This is a genomic window from Neisseria sp. Ec49-e6-T10 (genome assembly GCF_051132615.1).
In the GTDB taxonomy this organism is placed as follows: Bacteria; Pseudomonadota; Gammaproteobacteria; order Burkholderiales; family Neisseriaceae.
On the sequence record NZ_CP152375.1, the window covers coordinates 1,386,643 to 1,402,794 of the forward strand.

A 16,152-nucleotide genomic window follows, 5' to 3' on the forward strand; every position below is an offset into this window, starting at 1 on the left:
ATTTCATATTTATGTACTCATTTTTTCAAGCCGGTCTATTGTTTTTTTTATAAATCCATCATCATCTGCAAACTGTTTCAATATCTTATTCATCTCAGGTAATAAAGAGATATCTCCTAAAAGGCCTACAGCCTCAATTGTATCATCATAAACTAGCCCTACTTTTATTGCGATTTTTAGTTCATTTTTAATAAATGGAAGAACTCTCTGATCTCGTCTTTTAGCAAGACCTATAATTGCTTCCTTTTTAATTTCATGATTAGAGCTTTCCAGTAACTTAAAAAAAATGTCTCTTATCTCCAATGAATCATAATCCAAGGTATTTATTGCAAAAGCAGCCCAATTTATTACATTTAGATTCTCATCCTGTAATAAGGTCAACAACAGAGGGGATACAGATTCACTATTCAGATAAGACAAAGCAAAAGCCGTACTCTGTCTAACATTCACTGATGAATCGAATGTCGTTAATGCTAAGCTATTGATGACAATATCACTATGTATATTATTTTTACTACATCGATGCCCTAAAGCACTGACTGCATCAGCTCTTACTATTGCACTTTTATCCTGCACAGAAAGGTCACACAGTAGTTTAACGATATCACTTTCTTGATCAGTAGAAAGACTGATTTGTCCTAAAATAAACGCCCCAATCGCTCTTTGTTTATAACTTATATCTTGTGTTAGCTGTATGGCCAACCGAATAATCTCTTTTCCTCCACGTAACTGTAATTCTCTGGCCGCAGCATACCTTTTATTTTGTTTTTCATTTTTTAAAAGTGATATTAGTTTTGCTTTATCATATTGTTTATAGTTTTCCCATAGTAAAGAATCCTCAATCTCTCTCTCTTTTTTGTAATAGTTTTTAGTCATACAATTTCCTTTTAATTTTATTATTAACATATAATCTACTATCTTAGTTTCAATAATTGTTGATAGTAGAAGCTTTTATTGAAAAAAATCTTTTTATTGTTGTTAAATAGAATAAAATATAAGTTGTATAAAATGGGGCTTTACCTAAAAGCCTTAATTTTTTAACCAAGCCCAAGTATTGGAGAGAACATTGAATGAATTTACTCAGGCGATGAAATTTCGTCATGCATGTAAACTATTTGATCAAGATAAATCAATTCCTGCTGAACAGTTTGACCAAATCATGGAAGCGGCTAGATTATCCCCTTCTTCTTTTGGTTTGGAACATTGGCACTTTTTGGTTATTGAATCGCCAAAAGTTAAAGAAGCTTTAAAACCAACCTGTTGGAATCAACCACAAGTCACCAGTTGTTCCCATTTTGTGGTGATCTTATCAAAAAAAGCTCATTTCTTTGAAAAAGGCAGTGATTATATTAAACAAAGCTTTAAACGCAGAACAAAAGATGATCAAGCCAAACTTGATGGCATATGCAATATGCTTGAAAATTTTTTCAAAAATGACCTAAACCCTACAGTTTCAATCGAAAGTTGGGCAAAAATGCAATGTTATTTGGCTGGTGCCAATATGATGACAGCTGCTGCGGCTTTAGGAATAGACTCTTGCCCAATGGAAGGCTTCAACTACACACAATTTAAAGACACACTTACCCAGCAGGTCAATGCGTTTAATCCTGAGGATTATGATATTGCGTTTTGTGTGGCTTTTGGTTACCGTACAGGTGAACAAACAGAAGCATTTAGATGGTCAACCGAACAAATTGCGACTTTTATCAAATAAATTTTTTTCACAAAAAAAGCTGGAAAACACCAGCTTTTTTTCGTTTCATATCAAATAGGTCACTCAACCACAATTTTGGGTATTTTGCTGCTAAAGTCTTTACTTTTTTGTGCAACACTTACAGCCAGTTTAAGGGCAACCTCTTCATATATTTGTGCAATTTTTGTTTCTTGCTGGTGCAGCTTAGCCAGTTGTCCATCATCCATTGCCTCACGAACAGGCAAACTTAAAGGTAACTGACCTAATAAAGGAACATGATTTTCTTCAGCCAGTTTGTCGCCACCACCTTGACCAAAAATAGCCTCCACATGACCACATTGACTACAAATATGGGTCGACATATTTTCCAAGATACCCATAATAGGGATATTGACCTTACCAAACATATCAATTGCTTTTTTCGCATCAATTAAAGCAATATCCTGCGGAGTAGTCACAACCAAAGCACCTGTTACGGGTATTTTTTGTGCCAATGTTAACTGCACATCACCTGTGCCTGGGGGTAAATCCACAATCAGATAATCTAAGTCATCCCATTCACTTTGAAAAATCAATTGTTGCAAAGCCTGACTCACCATTGGACCTCGCCAAACCATTGCCTGATTATCTTCAACTAAAAAGCCAATAGACATGACCTGAATGCCTTCTTTATTGCGTACTGGCACAAATACATGTTCTTTTTGTTCTGGCTCTTTATCTAAGACCCCCATCATCATAGGCTGGCTTGGGCCATAAATGTCCGCATCCAACACCCCAACTTTTGCACCCAATTGATTTAAAGCATAAGCCAAGTTAGCTGTGGTGGTGCTCTTACCCACACCACCTTTACCAGAAGCAACAGCAATGATATTTTTAACCCCTTTTAAGGTAGAAACACCTTGCTGCACCTGATGAGCAACAATTTTTTGCTGTACCGACACTTGAATCTCCAAGTCAGTAACCAGTTTTTCAATACCTTGGGTAAACTCTTCCTGTAAACGAAGTTGGTGTTTTTGCACAGGGTAAGGAAAAATCAGCTCAACATTCAGTTGTTTATCTTGTGTCAGATTAATCAGCACCTTATCCGCAGCTAAAGTGTGTGTTGTGTCTGGATTAATCAAAGACCCAATTTGTTTTTTAAGTTCTTCAATGTTCATCATATTTATTCAAAATCCATTTTGTTTGTTTTATATATTCATCACATTGAAAATCATACGTGATCAAACCATTTGTGCCAATTCATTTTACCAATAAAATCTCTTTTTCTTTTGATAAAAAGAACTTGAAACTGAAACACTTTATAAAGTTTCTTTGTTTATAAAGCATTTATCGCTTAATTTAAAGTGGCACCATTTATCAAAAATATGGATTTTCTCTAGTAAAATCAATAAAAAACAATATGTAGTTTTTCGCTGATGGCTCGTTTGACAACAAACAAATTCAATAAGTTCAACTTTAAAAAATATTTTTAAATCAATGTTTTTATTAATAAAATATTTATAGACGAAGTGTTTTAGCAGGCATATGATTGCCATTGTCAACTTACATGACAAGAAGAAACCTAATTTTATTTGGAGAATAATGATGTTAAAAAAAATCGCATTTGTAACTGTTACTGCTACCAGTATGATGATTGCTGCTGCTCAAACACCAGCTGTTTCCCCAGTAGCCAAAACAACTGAATCAGTAAAAGCTGCACCTGCAAAAACAGAACATAAAATGAAAACAAACAAAGTAAAAACTGAAAAACATGCAGTAAAAAAAGTAGAAAAAGAAGCAAATACCGCAGCACCTAAATTAGAAGCTAAATAAAAACACTTGTTTTTTAAAGGGCGCTTAATAAAGCGCCCTTTTTTATGAGATATTTGCTTTAATTAGCTGAGCCATTCTTTTAGTGGCACCTTGAAACTGCTCAGTAAAAAGCAATGCTTGTTGTCCCAATTGCTGGCAATACTCGAGCTGATTAAGCAATTTTTGTGTTTGTTCTAACCACTCATTGGCAGTATATACTTGTATTGCCGCTTTATTGACTAAAGCATCAGCACACACTTGAGAAAAATTATAAGTAGAAAAACCAAATAAAGTTGGCTTAGCACATTGCATCGGTTCAATAATATTTTGCCCACCTACATCAACCAAACTTCCCCCAACAAATGCAACGGTTGCACATAAGTAATAAGCAAAAAGCTCCCCCATACTGTCCCCAACCCATATATTGGTTGAATGTAAAACGGGGCTATTTTCACTGCGTTTTTGTACGGTAAAGCCTTTAGATTGAGCTAACTGATAAACTTCATTAAACCGCTCTGGGTGACGTGGAATCATCACCAATAGGGCATCGGTTTCATTTTTATGCCAAGCATCAAGCAATAAAGCTTCTTCTCCTTCGCGAGTACTGGCACACACAACAACTGGTCGCTCGCCTATATATTGGGTAAATACTTCGGATAGCTTATACATCGACTCAGGAATCGCCATATCGTATTTACTGTTACCACATACCTCTACGGATTTTGCCCCTAATTTGCTGAACCGATTAGCATCTGCCTCACTTTGTGCACAAATTAATTTTAATTGACTCACAATAGGTTCAATCAAGGTATGTACTTTTTTGTACCCTTGAAAAGATTTCTCCGATAAACGAGCATTAGCCAAAAACAAAGGGATATTTTGCTTTATGCTTTGATGTACCAAATTTGGCCAAAGTTCTGTTTCCATTAACACCCCAAACCAAGGTTTATGTTCTTGCAAAAACACATCAATATAGTCTTTTTTATCATAGGGCAAATAACGAATTTGGGCAGTTGGATAAAGCTGCTGAGCAGTTTTTCTCCCTGTAGGCGTCATTTGTGTAATCAAGAAAGGCACATCAGGAAACTCTTGTTGTAGCGCCTTTATCAATGGCTGAGCGGCCCGTGTTTCACCAACAGAAACCGCATGAATCCAAATGGGACGACTTACTGGATGTGCCAAAGGCTGACCAAAACGCTCAGCCCAATTGAGTAAATAATCAGGTGCTTTTTTCGCACGCTTTTTTAGATAAAAACGAATAAAAAATGGGGCAAATAGCCATAAAAACTGATAAAAAGCTAAAGTTAATTTTTGAGTAAGGGTCATCATCAGCAAACCATAGGCATTTATAATCAGACCAATAGTACACTAATCAAACCGAATCGTGTACTTGGCTTCTGCGCTGGAAGCATCTTGCCCTGCTCGGAAAATCAACTGTAATGCCCGAGTAATTTGGTAAGATATTTTGACTGCTGACTCAGCCGTATTTAACCCATATTCATACCCAACATAAAATTCTTTCGTTAAATGCTTGCCCACGGTTGCCACTTGTTCTGCTGGGCTGACTTCTCCAGTTTTTAAGTTCCGCTGAGCACGAGTAGAGATTCCCAATTCATCAAAAAAGCCTACTTTATCGTTAATGGAGCCTGCCAATAAAGCGCCTGCGCTGGCCGCTAAAGCATCATCATCTTGCTCTCCACCCGCAGCACGACCCAAAACCAACCAAGCCAATTTATCTTTTTGGCTCATAGGTTCACTTGTCACCAAATTGATTCTAGGGCTTGAAACGGGGCCTGTGACCTCTACCCCTGCCCCAACAGGAGATAATTTACGCATAGCACGAATGTTCAATACTGGGTTTTCTATTGGACCGATGAAAGTAATCACACCTTTTTCAATATCCAAATCCTGCCCATAGGCTTTATAACGCCCTTCTACAACCCTTACTTGCCCCATTGCTTTCATGGGCTCTTGAGGGCGGCTATTCACATTCATTTTCCCCCCAAGCAACACATTTAGCCCCATACCAGTAAAGCGGAAGCGGTCATTTAAATCAAGCCCTAAATTAATAAAAATAGGCAGTGCCTTTGTGTCTTCTTTGGGGCGCCCCACGACTTCTACATCGTCACTTAAACTGGGTGTGCCTACTTTAGGCAAGTCAATTCTGGCAAAATCAACTTTTAAATCCCCTTTTAACTCCACCCCTTTTGCTTGTTCAAAAAACAGATGTGTATTGCCACTTAACACCAATACGCGGTTAGGACGGTCAAATAAATTAAAGCGATCAAGCAAAACATCAATATCAATATTGGGCTGATTATTGACCAGCTGAACATGCCCTTTAGCCTCTAATGTACCTCGTTTGGTGGCAAATTTCAGTGAATCTAAAGTTAATTTTTGACCCGATACACGTGTTCGTAAAGACCCATTGATTAAACGAATACCTAAATTTCGTTCTCGATACATCAAATTATCGGCATTAATGGTGCCATTTAAATTAGGTTGCGCAATGGAACCGCCTAATCCTAAATTAGCTTCAAGTTTTCCAGCTACTTCTGTGCCAATGGGCACAAATAATTTGAAAGCTGAAAAATCGGGTACTTCTAAACGGATATTGCCCCCTAAAGTGGACAATGAAAAATTATTGCTGTTACGATTTAAGTTAACAGTGCCGTTGGCAAAACCAAACAATGTTTTCGCATCAAGCCCAACTTTGATTAAAGAGCCTTGTAATTGTGCATTGAGCACCAAGGTTTTGATCCCTAAAGGACGGGTTTTGGTTTTACTTACTGGCAAAACAATATCACCCGCTTGATGTTCTATATTGGCGAATCCACGTAAAGTTGAACCATATTGAACATCCCAACTCCCTTTAAGGGTTAAATCTTGAGCAAAAGGTACCGTGACGATCTTTGCCAATTTACCCACTTGCAAATGATTGGCGCTGCCTTTGGTTGAAATACCTTGGGCACCGCTCCACTTAAGATGATCAAGACTTAAACTGCCACCTAATGCGGACCAATTTGCCCGCCCTAAAGAGAAGTGATCGGCCGCAGCTTCCAACTGAACGGTATTTTGTAACAATAAGTCAACAGCTCCTTTTATATCTAGTGTCTGAACCACACCCTTCCACACATATTGATTATTCAAACCACCAGAAGCGGCAATATTAGCGCGGTAATCATTGCCACCTAAATTCATCGCGGTTTCTAAGTTTAATTTATGTTGTGCACCCGTACCGTTCAAATTGGTTCGGATAAAATTAATCTGGGTGTTCTCTTTGGCAGTAGCGCCTAAAATAATCAACTCTTTCCCATCAAGCGTGACATTCAATGGGGCATTTATATTGGGAGAGGCTTTAATTTTTGCATCCAGTGTATTGAGCCGAACCATTTTGCCATATTGCAAAGATCGGGCTTGAGCATTTAAATCAATGGTCAGTTTTTTAAGCTCTCCTGCAACAGAACCATTAATGTTGAGACTCCCCGAAATATCCACACCTGCTTGAGCTAAATTAGGTGCATTAATGTTAATACTCAGTTTGTCTTGAGCAGTACCAAAACTGCCTTTGGTTTGAATGTGGTTACTGCCTAAATTAATGTTCACATCAGCACGGGTTAAACGTGTCTTTAATAAAGCAATATCAGCCGCACCATTTAAAGGCACGTTTTCTATCTGGCTCTGTTTTAAAGCCAATTTGGCATTCAATGTCAAAGGTTCAGCCAGTTGCCCATCTACTTTCAGTTCAGTGGTAACAGAACCTGTGGGTAAATCGGGTAAAATGGTTTTAGGATTTAATGCCTGTGTATTGGCTTGTAGCTGAATTTTTTTAAGGCCAAACAAATCAATAGCACCCGTGATATTTAATTCACCCCCAGCTTTTGCTTGTAGTTTTGCTTGGGCAATTTGAATGCTTTGTTCATTTTTATCATTACGTGACACGAACATTTTGCCCTGAGTGCCCAGTTTATCGGATGCGACTTGCCAATTGAGCTCAGGAGCTTGATAAGTACCTGTTGCCAAAATTTGACCATCAAACTGTCCATTAAAATTTGTCTGAACAAAATCCTGTGCTTGTATTTTACTTAGAGCCAGTTTTAAATTTAAATCTTTTTTGGGTAAATCTACTGTTCCAGTTAAACTTAACTGGCCTTGTTTTAACCCCTCTACATAAAGTTCTTCTACTGACAATACACCCTTGCGATCCAGATAAATCTGCCCATGCGCTAAAGTAACAGGAATACCATTATTATTGGCAAAATTCGGGCTTATATTGGCAAAAATCAATTGCCCACTTAAACGCTCATCTTCCGTTGGTTGTAACACCACGCTCATGCTGATTTTTGCTTCTGGTGAAGCTGCCACAAACTGATTCGGATCAAAGCCACCTAAGCCTAATCGCAAAAAGCGTACTTTTTTAAAAGTACGTTCTTCAAATGGTTTTAATTGTGCCAATAAATCTAATGCTAAACCTTCTCCATCCATTCGCCCTTTTATTTCGGGTTCGACCAGATTACCAGATAAACTGAATTTTCCTAAAGCTGTGGTTTCATCCAGATAAGAAGTGGTATTTAAGGTGCCATTTAAGGCAAAAGGGGCAATATTATCTATTTTAATATCGGCACCAGCCATTGCCCATGGGCTGTTTAAGGCATCCACAACCAAATGGTGTTGCTTGTTTTGATAGTCGTAAGATAAGGCACTATTGGTCAAGACTTTATTGTCTTTTTGATCAATAGCCAAAGAGGTCAGTGTGACTTTACCAATATGAACATCCACAGGCAAACCAATATCTTTAGGTATGGTTAATGGTTGTTTGTCTTTTGTTTTTTCAGTAGGTTTGGTTTGCACAAACACATCACCAACAGACAATTTATCAACCCAAACCATACGCTGCCATATTTTGCTTGAATCCCAAACAAAATCAAGTTGACTGATATCGACATCAGCCGCTTCTGTATTTACTTTTAATACCTGTGCATTAAATCCCTTACTGATGGTACCATTTAACTGACTGGCTTGAATCTGCACACCAAACCATGCGGGGACTTTAAATACAGCAAAACGTAAACCTGAAGGCGTAAATATAACCCATGAAAGCACGCCAACCACAATAAACAAAAGCACAAAAAAACTGATGATGATGTTTCTGAGCCAATGGCGTTTTGTTCGCTTAGGTGGCGTTGGTGTGGAAGTTAAGCTATCTTCCTTGTCAGACTCATTCGTTGTCGATACGGTAAAATCGTTTTGCTCAGCCATTAAAATACCAATCCTAAACTTAAATGCCAACGAATTTTATTGTCTTTACTGGCATGGGCCACATCAACTGACAATGGTGCAACTGGGCTAAACCAACGTACCCCAAAACCATTAGAGCGATCAAACTTGAACTCTTTAAAATCTTTGCCCACACCACCTTCATCATGAAAAACAGCTAAAGAAACAGTATCTGTAATGGGATACTGATACTCCAAGCTGGCAAGAGCCATAGAGGTGCCACCAATAACGGCATCATTTGGCAAATCAATACCAATACCCTGATACTCATACCCTCTGACCGTGCCTGCGCCACCGATACGGAACAATAATGTTTTAGGGACTTTGTCTTTATTTTTTGCAGCAATATGGCCCATTTCTGCATGGGCAACAAAGGTACCAATTTTGGTATTTTTAGGTGTGTAATAATATACGGCTCGAGCATTTGCTCGAATAAAGGTTGTTGAAGAAGCAAAGCTGCCTAAAGTGGAGGCCAAATTTAAATCAGCCAAATAACCATTTCTAGGGTGCATTTGATTGTCAATTTTGCGTTGCGTCCAACCAAAACGAGCCATTAGTGCGTGGGAGCTCCCAAAGTCAAGGCTTTCTCCTCCATCTACGACTCGAGATTGTTCCATTAGATATTCAAACCCAAATCGAGAATCAATATTGCCTTTTTGACGAATTTGCCAAATACCAGCAGAACCTGATTTTGTGCGAAGTTTTTGTACTTCAGAGTTCTCAAAATTAGCGCTCATCGAATACAAATAACCACTTGATCTGCGCGGTAAAGATAAGCCCAAACCAAAACTTTGTTCATAATTACCAAATTTACCCGCTATTGAGCCAGTATAGCCACGCTTAAACACATTATAATGGGTATAACCAGCATTGGCACTAGCCCCCTCTGCTGTATCATATTTTAGACCAATGTCAAATTTTTGTCTGGGTACTTCAACAACCTGAACCGTTAAAGGCACATATTCATCATTTTCAGACAATAAATCAAATCGTGGCCCCACAGCAGCACTGGAATAATGACCGTCCTGCTCTAAAGCATTTTGATAGTCTAATAATTTGGAGAGTGTATAAGGTGTGCCCTTATCAAAATCTGCCATCCCTGTGACCACATTTGCAGGATAGCGCTCGTTGCCTACCACAGAAATATCCCCAAAACGGATAAACTGATTACTTTGCATATGAACAGAAAGGGCGGCACTCTTAGCTTCTGGATCAATAATGGCTTTACTTTCAGTGATTTTTGCTAAAGGATAGCTTTCAGCAGTGATGCTACGCAATACGGCACTTTTACTGGTGCTCCAACCATCTTGTGTGAACACACTGTTAATGGGCAATACCCACCCTTCCATCATTTTGCGATAACGCTCTGCCAAATCATCATCCTGCAAAAATGCACCATCAACCAAAACTTGAACATCTTGCACACGGATAGGATCGCCCAATTCAACAGAAACCAAATAAGTGTTATTGTCTTTTTCAATGCTGACTTTACTGTCAAAATAACCCAATGTTTCCAGAAATTTTTGTGCTTGCTCTGGTGTTTCTTCGACCAAAATCTCAATTTGATCCTGGTCCAAGCCTTCCAAAGAACGTTGGGTAATCAAATCAAGATTTTCTTCAAGAATACTTTGTGCCTGACTCGTTGGTGCAATCACTTTGACTTCATAAGGCGCTTTTGCCGCATAAGCCAATGCATTCAACCCCAAACAGAATATAAGAAAAACGATTACACGCATTTATTTTCAACCAAATTTGGCACAAAAAAATCCTATTTTATCAAAATAACTAATAAATATCATTTTCATTTTAACATAACCCTGTCACAAAATACCATGTACCTAAAAGCAAGCATAAATTCTTTCATTAGATAGGATTAACAACCCACTCAAACCATCACCTGCTCTAAAACATCTAACACCTGTTCGACAGAAACCTGTGCGTTCACCCCACCCAAATTAACGGCACACTCAGAAGGCACAACGCCTGTTAATTCAGGATTGGTATCGGTATAAATACCGCACAAAGGTTTATTCAGAGCATTAGCCAAATGCAATAACCCTGTATCCACCCCCACCACCACACAAGAGCCCTGTAATAAAATAGCAGCCTCTTTCAATGTCAATTTTGGACAAACATGGATAAAGGAATGTTCTTTAGACAATCTTTGCGCTCGAAGTTTCTCCTCTTCATTACCCCAAGGCAAATAACTGACCAATCCTTTTTGTTGCCACAGTGCTTGAGCCAATTGTTGCCAATTTTCCTCTGACCACAATTTGCTTGGTTTACTGGTTGCATGCAGCAATACAGCATAATCAGAAGAGACTCGCCAAGGTAAATCATCCATTGTTGTGGATACTTTTGCCCCAAATACAATTTTAGGCTCAATGGGATAATTAAAAATTTGTGCGAATAATTGTCGATTTCGTTCAATAGCTAATTGCCCTTTGGCAACAGCCAATTTTTTTTGATAAAACATCGATGCCAATGATTCGCGCGCACTGTGTTTATCCAAACCATAAACAGGTGCTTTGGCCATATTGGCAAATAAGGCACTTTTAATCAAACTTTGACTATCCACCACAAAATCAAATTTACTTGTCTGTAACTGTTGTTGCAATGAAGAAATAGCCTGCCTTGTCTGCTTTTGCCACAATGTTTTACGCCAACGCCGCCAAGCCATAGGGTAGACAGACTGAACAAAGGGGTGTAATTTGGCAATATCAGTAAAAGCCTCTTCGCATAACCAACTTAAAGAGATGTCAGGTCTTGCTACAGATAAATCCTGTATTGCAGGAAAAGTGTGAATTAAATCACCCATACTGGACAAACGCACTAATAACACTTTGTTCATATCGAGTCACTTGTTAAAATATGCTTTATTTTAACGTAATCCCAAACTTTATATGCAAATCTTTGAATGTACCCCTATTGGCTTTATTCATTCTCCATACCAACAAAAATTTGGGATTCCCAGACAACCTCACCTTGCACCCGCAGCAAAAGTGACATTAGAATTGATTGCTCCTTACAATCATCCAGATTGTGTCAGGGGCTTAGAAGAGTTTGAATATGTCTGGGTTCAATTTATTTTTCATCAATGTCAAACTGAAGGGTGGGCACCCTTAGTGCGTCCTCCGCGGCTTGGTGGCAGCAAAAAAAAGGGGGTGTTTGCCACACGTAGCCCTCATCGACCAAACCATATTGGCTTATCATTATTAAAACTGGAAGAGATACAAACAAAACAAGGGGTCCGTTTGATATTTTCTGGTGCCGATTTGCTCGACAAAACCCCTGTATTAGACATCAAACCCTATTTACCTTTTGTTGAAGCCATTGCGCAAGCAAAAAGTGGATTCGTAGACCAACCACCCCCTATTTTGCCTGTTCTTTGGTCAGAGAAAGCATTGGCTGTTTGGCAAAACTTAAACAAAGAGCAAGGGTTTCGTTTACTCATAGAACAGAGCCTCGCTCAAGACCCAAGACCAGCATTTCACCAAGACGACAAAAGACAATATGGTATGTTACTGGAAAATATTAATGTTATATTTCAAGTTACTAGCGATTGCGTCACTATTGTTGACTTACTCTTGGTTCCCACTAAATAGAATACTTAAATAAATAGAAATTTTTAATAATGTTACGAGAAAGTAACATTATTTTTTGTTTCTTTTTTTTATGCTGCTTTTCCCCAAAATATTAAGATAATTGCTTGCTTTACAGCTATACTAATCAAACGGATTTTCCCATTAATCTGCTGAAGAAAAACACACATTACATCTTGAATGGATCGAACCTTAGAATGAAAAAAATTTTTGGATTGACCTTATTGCTTCCTTTAGTTGCTTTTGCAGAAAATCTACCTTCTGAGGCAGACATTCAAAAGGCTTTTATTGACAGAACCAAAAAAGCCTTTGAAGAGGCAAAAGCATCTGCTGGTGTCACAGAAAATTCCGATGGTTTTGCTGAATATCAAGCCATGGCGGATAAAGCATTAAAAAGTATTCGAATTAAAAAAATGGGTGAATGTGCCCTCATTAGCCCTAATCGATTTGAATGCGACACTTTGGTTTCTTTCCCCGATCCCGAAACAGGAGAAATAATTTCAGAACGAGGAAAAGGCATCATTGCCCGTGAACAAAATACTTGGTTTATTCCTGACGAATAAGCCAACACAACCATAAAAAACGCCCTTATTAAGAAAAGGGCTTTTTTTATGGTAATAAAATACCTCTTCCACTATAAAACTGGGCAAATTGCTCCATCTTCAATCGAACATTTTCTTGAGATTGAACCGTTGTTCCAGATGGGTTATGGAAAAGAACTTCATTTGTTCGCTCATCAAAATCAAACACATAAACCAAATGCCCCCCTTTAACTTCTGGGATAGAAGTAACAGACCTAATACTTGGGTGAACAGAAGCAATAAAAGCCGTTGTTTTTTCTTGAAAACGCGCACAGATATGTTCAATCGGGGTATGCTCTATCACTTGTGCATCCATTTTAAATGCATGTTGCACAAATTGTAAAAAAGGTCGATAAATTAAGCCATGAATGGCTTCACCTTCAAGCGCATACCCACCAAACTGGGTACAGGATCTTGCCAAATTTAATGTAGGGATTTCAATTGAGCGAGTAAAGCTTAAATGCATTTTCAAACAAGCCATGCCACACACATGCACACACCATTTTGCATATTCCGCTTGATCGTGTGCGCCAGACAAATACCATAAAGGATCATCTACTGCAGACATTTGCCCAGAAATAAACGCCTGAATCAACGTCCTAGACTCAAACTGAGCAAAATAGGGAACTTTCTTCTCGCTTGGCATCGCAATTAACTTACATCTTTTGTGTTTGCTGCCACTGTCTAATAGATTGTTCTATGCCAATTTGATCTAACCCCAAACCAGACAAAAGAGCCATTTGGTCGCCATGTTCCACATAATAATCAGGCAAACCTAATTGTAATATCGGCTTTGCGATATTCAAACGGTTTAGCACCTCAACAACTGCGCTGCCAGCACCCCCCATAATGGTATTTTCTTCAATAGTAACCACATAATCATGCGTTTGACTTAAACTTTGAATCAAAGCTTCATCTAATGGTTTCACAAACCGCATATCCACCACCGTTGCATTTAAGGCTTCAGCTGCCAATAAAGCAGGATGGACCATTGAACCAAAAGCAAAAATGACTGTATTTTCACCTTCTTTTCGAACAACACCTTTGCCAACAGGCACCGTATCTAATGTTGCAGCAACCTCAGCACCAACGCCACTGCCTCTTGGGTAGCGTACAGCTGTGGGCTGATTTAATTGATAGCAGGTAGACAATAATAATCGGCATTCTGCCTCATCACTGGGGGCAGCAATAACCATATTGGGAATACAACGCATAAAACTTAAATCAAATGCGCCTGCATGGGTTGGGCCATCAGCGCCCACTAAACCTGCCCGATCAATGGCAAACAAAACAGGAAGGTTTTGCAAGGCCACATCATGAATAAGCTGGTCATACGCTCTTTGTAAAAAAGTTGAATAAATGGCCACCACCGGTTTTAAACCCTGACAAGCAAGGCCAGCAGCAAAAGTAACAGCATGCTGTTCTGCAATGCCTACATCAAAATAGCGATTGGGGAAAACAGCCTCAAACTCGACTAAACCTGAGCCTTCTCTCATTGCGGGAGTAATGGCAACCAGTTTAGAACATGCGCGGGCTTGATCAATCAACCAACGCCCAAAAACCTGCGTATATGTTGGTTTAACCTGAAGGCTGGAACCTGTTTTTAACCCATTTTCTAAATCAAATTTAGATACCCCATGATAAGAAACAGGGTCATTTTCTGCCAATTTATAGCCCTGTCCCTTCTTGGTCATAACATGTAAAAACTGAGGCCCTTTTCGTGTTTTTAATTCGGTCAAAGTGTCAACCAGTGCTTTAATATCATGCCCGTCTACTGGCCCTGTATAAGAAAACCCGAATTTTTCAAACAACGTATCATGATTGATTGGTGCGTTATTGACGATTTTTTTGATTTTATCTTCTACTTTATTGGCAATATCCAAAACAGGTGGCACTTTGCTGAGCACTTTTTCAGAACCGTGTCTGACCACGTTGAATAAATCTTTGGCAAAATTATTGGCCAAATACTGCGGCAAAGCGCCTACATTGGGCGAAATCGACATTTCATTGTCGTTTAAAATTACCAATAAATCAGTGTCTTTCATTGCTCCGGCATTATTTAATGCTTCAAATGCTTCACCTGCTGTCATGGCACCATCACCAATAATGGCCACCGACTTATGATTTAGCCCTTGCAATTTATCGGCAACGGCCATCCCCAATGCTGCACTGATGGAGGTAGAAGAATGCCCGACACCAAAAGCATCGCAAGCGGACTCTTCTCTTTTGGGAAAACCTGCTAAGCCACCTTGCTGACGCATTGTATGCATCTGGTTTTTACGCCCAGTTAAAATTTTATGAGGGTAACTTTGATGTCCAACATCCCACACCAAATTGTCGTCCGGGACATCATAAACATAATGCAAAGCCAAAGTCAGCTCTACACAACCTAAATTACTGGCAAGATGCCCACCTGTTTTGCTGACGGAATGAAGTAAAAAGTCTCTTAATTCACAAGCGACTGAAGACAATGCCTGAACAGGCAATGCTTTTAAATCAGCGGAGCAATGAATGGCATCTAAATAAGAGTGATTTGGCATAGTTAAAGTCGCTTTGTTCATCCAAGGAGTTTATTGTTTTATTTTTATGTGACCCATTTTAATACGTCTTGGCTAAATAAAACACACTTTATTGATGATAAATGCCCATTATTTTTGCAAATTTTCCTATTTTTTATAATGTGCCTTCCATGGTGTTTCAATAAATCATATTTTATTTCAATAAAACACTGATCCAAAAAACGTTATTGAGTCTCGTCCATTCTTGCTTTACCATATCATTTTTATGATTTTTTACTTAAGGATAATAAATATGAGCCTGATTATTGAAGAGATCGTGGTTGGCGAAGGAGATGAAGCCCAAAAAGGCCAAGAAGTTACTGTACATTACACAGGCTATTTAACAGATGGCAGTAAATTTGACTCAAGTGTCGACCGCAAACAACCATTTTCCTTTAGGCTTGGGGTTGGCCAAGTGATTAAAGGTTGGGATGAAGGCTTTGCGGGCATGAAAATTGGCGGAAAACGTAAACTGACCATTCCACCAGAAATGGGCTATGGAGCTCGTGGTGCTGGTGGCGTGATTCCGCCTAATGCCACACTTATTTTTGAAGTTGAACTACTGGGTTTGAACTAAACAACATATAAACCCCACTTATTTTAGTAAAAATAAATGGGGTTTATATGTATATTCATATTTATCTTGTAGA

At 38.7% G+C, this 16,152-nt stretch carries 13 protein-coding genes; 5 read left to right on the forward strand and 8 right to left on the reverse strand.

Features of this window, described 5'->3' with window-relative positions; genetic code table 11:
- Positions 1-9: 9 nt before the first annotated feature.
- Positions 10-876 carry a hypothetical protein gene (locus tag AADH04_RS07260; protein WP_434779571.1) on the reverse strand — a complete coding sequence of 289 codons (867 nt, stop codon included), beginning with the start codon at positions 874-876 and terminating at the stop codon, positions 10-12.
- A 190-nt stretch (positions 877-1,066) separates the two neighbouring features.
- On the opposite strand from AADH04_RS07260, the gene AADH04_RS07265 reads away from it, so the two are divergent.
- Positions 1,067-1,714, forward strand: coding sequence for an NAD(P)H-dependent oxidoreductase (locus AADH04_RS07265; protein ID WP_434779572.1), 648 nt, complete (start codon positions 1,067-1,069; stop codon positions 1,712-1,714).
- Between the two features lie 59 nt (positions 1,715-1,773).
- On the opposite strand, the gene apbC is transcribed toward AADH04_RS07265, so the two are convergent.
- Positions 1,774-2,853, reverse strand: a complete 1,080-nt coding sequence (apbC, locus tag AADH04_RS07270; protein ID WP_434779573.1) for an iron-sulfur cluster carrier protein ApbC — start codon at positions 2,851-2,853, stop codon at positions 1,774-1,776.
- A 424-nt stretch (positions 2,854-3,277) separates the two neighbouring features.
- Between apbC and AADH04_RS07275 the strand changes: the two genes are divergently transcribed.
- Entirely contained in the window at positions 3,278-3,505 is a 228-nt protein-coding gene (locus AADH04_RS07275) for a hypothetical protein (protein WP_434779574.1), read from the forward strand.
- 42 nt (positions 3,506-3,547) lie between these two features.
- Here the strand turns inward: AADH04_RS07275 and waaA are convergent, their stop codons facing one another.
- The 4 genes from waaA to waaC form a co-directional block, all read right to left on the reverse strand.
- Positions 3,548-4,813 (reverse strand): lipid IV(A) 3-deoxy-D-manno-octulosonic acid transferase, encoded by a 1,266-nt coding sequence (waaA, locus tag AADH04_RS07280; protein ID WP_434779575.1) that lies wholly within the window; start codon positions 4,811-4,813, stop codon positions 3,548-3,550.
- Between the two features lie 39 nt (positions 4,814-4,852).
- On the reverse strand, positions 4,853-8,743 hold the full coding sequence (locus tag AADH04_RS07285) for a translocation/assembly module TamB domain-containing protein (protein ID WP_434779576.1): 3,891 nt from the start codon (positions 8,741-8,743) through the stop codon (positions 4,853-4,855).
- Complete coding sequence (locus AADH04_RS07290; protein ID WP_434779577.1) at positions 8,743-10,497, reverse strand: autotransporter assembly complex protein TamA; 1,755 nt, start codon at positions 10,495-10,497, stop codon at positions 8,743-8,745. Before AADH04_RS07290 ends, AADH04_RS07285 begins: the two co-directional genes overlap by 1 nt.
- Before the next feature lie 149 nt (positions 10,498-10,646).
- Positions 10,647-11,612 carry a lipopolysaccharide heptosyltransferase I gene (gene waaC / locus AADH04_RS07295; RefSeq protein WP_434779578.1) on the reverse strand — a complete coding sequence of 322 codons (966 nt, stop codon included), beginning with the start codon at positions 11,610-11,612 and terminating at the stop codon, positions 10,647-10,649.
- 52 nt (positions 11,613-11,664) lie between these two features.
- Here waaC and tsaA point away from each other — a divergent pair, with 52 nt between their 5' ends.
- A complete protein-coding gene (gene tsaA, locus AADH04_RS07300) occupies positions 11,665-12,366 on the forward strand; it encodes a tRNA (N6-threonylcarbamoyladenosine(37)-N6)-methyltransferase TrmO (protein ID WP_434779579.1) in 702 nt (233 codons plus the stop codon).
- Between the two features lie 194 nt (positions 12,367-12,560).
- Complete coding sequence (locus AADH04_RS07305; RefSeq protein ID WP_434779580.1) at positions 12,561-12,926, forward strand: hypothetical protein; 366 nt, start codon at positions 12,561-12,563, stop codon at positions 12,924-12,926.
- Positions 12,927-12,972: 46 nt separating this feature from the next.
- On the opposite strand, the gene AADH04_RS07310 is transcribed toward AADH04_RS07305, so the two are convergent.
- Together AADH04_RS07310 and dxs are read right to left on the reverse strand one after the other, a co-directional pair.
- Entirely contained in the window at positions 12,973-13,590 is a 618-nt protein-coding gene (locus AADH04_RS07310) for a hypothetical protein (RefSeq protein ID WP_434779581.1), read from the reverse strand.
- Between the two features lie 10 nt (positions 13,591-13,600).
- Positions 13,601-15,484 (reverse strand): 1-deoxy-D-xylulose-5-phosphate synthase, encoded by a 1,884-nt coding sequence (gene dxs, locus AADH04_RS07315; RefSeq protein WP_434779582.1) that lies wholly within the window; start codon positions 15,482-15,484, stop codon positions 13,601-13,603.
- Positions 15,485-15,755: 271 nt separating this feature from the next.
- Between dxs and AADH04_RS07320 the strand changes: the two genes are divergently transcribed.
- Complete coding sequence (locus AADH04_RS07320; RefSeq protein ID WP_434779583.1) at positions 15,756-16,079, forward strand: FKBP-type peptidyl-prolyl cis-trans isomerase; 324 nt, start codon at positions 15,756-15,758, stop codon at positions 16,077-16,079.
- Positions 16,080-16,152 lie beyond the last annotated feature (73 nt).